Annotated in this window: 2 protein-coding genes; both read left to right on the top strand. The window is 47.3% G+C overall.

Annotated features, from left to right (window positions below; translation table 11 throughout):
- Positions 1–461: 461 nt before the first annotated feature.
- Entirely contained in the window at positions 462–1,985 is a 1,524-nt protein-coding gene (locus NZ772_17420) for a GAF domain-containing sensor histidine kinase (protein ID MCS6815337.1), read from the top strand.
- A 35-nt stretch (positions 1,986–2,020) separates the two neighbouring features.
- Entirely contained in the window at positions 2,021–2,368 is a 348-nt protein-coding gene (locus NZ772_17425; GenBank protein MCS6815338.1) for a zinc ribbon domain-containing protein, read from the top strand.
- Positions 2,369–2,410 lie beyond the last annotated feature (42 nt).

The following is a 2,410-nucleotide window of genomic DNA, read 5'->3' on the forward strand; positions in this document are numbered from 1 at the left end:
AGCATTGATTCCCGCGGTATGCAACTCACTGTTCAAACCTCCGATGCTGAGCAAGCCATTCGTATAGGTTTTGACCATGAACTGACAAGTGCCCAAGATGCTCACCATACCTTGGTTGCTATGCTTCGACAACCTCAGCCGTCTGCCTCCGACTAGCTTCTGGTTACAGGTTTCCCATCCGTATATATACGCCTATCGGCCTAGTACGATCGCTCAAATAGCGTAGAATCACAGTGCCCTGAGCGTTTGTTTTAGGAACTAGATGGGAATGTTGAGTCTGTCTATCATTGAGTCGTGCCTTAGTTATTCAGTTGTGCCTTAGTTGTTCAAGGTACTGAGGTTTAGGTTTTGCCAAAGATATCAGTAAGATTACTGTTTGCTGGTAGTTGCTGGCAGTCAGAACCATGAAGTAGATGGCATAGGGCAACACTGATGATATAGAGCACAGGAAGGCAGCAATCGTGAACATCAACAGTCTCAAGTCTGTATCATCACAACTCTTCAATCCAAGTATTGCCGTGACTATAAGCCCAGCACAGCAGCGTGTCCAATCCTTGTTAGCCTTGAACCTACTAGAGTCAGGGAGCACACCTATCTTTGATGAAGCTACGCAGATTGCAGCTCACTTCCTGGATGTCCCTATTTGTGTGTTGGGGGTGCTAGATCAAGACTATGAGTGGATTAAGGCCGCTGTAGGTCTCTCTCGTTTGGGGTTGATGAATGCCCTAGCGTCATCTCGTCAGATTCCCTACGCGCTATCGCTAGGTCGATTCATTGTGGAAACCAATCAACCGTTGATTATTCCCGACACTACCCTAGATCCTCAAGCGAGTAACAGTTTATTAGTCACGAATTATCGGATTCGATCGTACCTAGGAGTGCCCTTGGTAAGCACGAATGGCTGCTGTATAGGCACATTGGCTGTTATGGATCTGGCTGCACGCAGCTTTAATGCGCGTGATTTGGAACTGTTAGAGTTGACAGCACGTTGGAGCATGAGTGAGTTTGAGCGCTGCCATCTAGTTACCCAAGGGCACTATGCCACTCGGAGACCCATCTACACTCATCCTCAACCTCTGACAGCGCTAGAGTCATCTGACCCAATGACCTGTTCATCTCAAGCTACAGATAGCGGCGACTTATCGACGATCGCAGATACCATTAACCTAATCAAGATTGACCTGCTGACCCAGATGGCTCAAGAGTTACGAACACCACTAACATCAGTCATGGGGATGACCAGCGTCTTAGTCAGAGAAATCTATGGGCCTCTGACCGATAAACAAAAGGAATACCTAAGAATCGTCCATCAAAGTGGGCAGTATCTGTTGTCGCTGGTCAATGAAATGCTGGAACTCACGGAACTAGACCACAACCATGCCACACTGAAGCTAGTGCTCGTAGATATAGAAATGTTGTGCCAGCAAGTGATCAATATGCTGGAGCAAGCAGCTCATCAACAAGAAGTTACCCTGCGATTAACCTTGGAGCCTGGTAATCGAATTTATTGGCTGGATAAGGTCAAGGTGCGGCATCTGTTGTATTACTTGATGCTAGATGTCGTCAAAACCGCAGCAGCAGGAAGTGAAGTGCGGCTGCACTGTTCTCGTAGGAGCAATCGGCTGCAAATGACGGTTTGGGTTCATCATCCGTGGTTGGGTGATGGGTTTTCTGCTCCAGAACTCTATGCTTCTGATGCTTTACAACAGTGGCACACGCATAGCCAGTTTCTAGATACTACTTCTCCAGAGTTGGATGAGGCCGAATCAACCGTGATCACTTCTGCGCCCATCAGCTCACCTCAGCCTAAATCTGGCCAACTTAGCAGTCAGCACTCAAACGTAACGAGCATAACCAATTCGCGATTACAGTTAAGTAAACAACTGGCGATCACCCACGGTGGTGATATTTCTATTCAAGGTACGGTCGAGGGTGGTTATCGATATGTGCTAAGTCTGCCCTACTTTCAAGATAGCTTATCCTAGCCGTAGTTAGTAATTGGTGTTGCACCTAGTGTTGCATGGTAACTTGCCCCTACTGTCAACAACCGGTTGAGCCAAAGGCCTTAAGCTGTCCCTATTGTCGGACAGAGCTGAAAGCCTATGGTCATCCAGGAATGCCACTGCATCGTGCACTGGATGACAGTTATCTGTGCCATAGCTGCTCATACCATGCAGATGACTCTTGTACCTACCCTCAACGACCATTTGCTAAGACTTGTATGCTCTACACAGCCAGAACAGCACAGCCTAACCATCAAACCCACTACCAGCCGATGCGATCGCTAAATCAGTGGATTAGCCGCCATAGCAGACTACTAGCGTTGATAGGATTGGTGATTATCAGCATCATTTTTGCTCTGCAATAGGCATATAGCAAAACTGGTTTTGGGACAACTTGATGATAGCTT

This window comes from Cyanobacteriota bacterium, assembly GCA_025054735.1.
Taxonomy (GTDB): Bacteria; Cyanobacteriota; Cyanobacteriia; order SKYG9; family SKYG9; genus SKYG9.

Excerpts from the sequence above, each read along its gene's own strand:
- NZ772_17425 (MCS6815338.1), top strand. The coding sequence starts at position 2,021 with ATGGTAACTTGCCCCTACTGTCAACAACCGGTTGAGCCAAAGGCCTTA.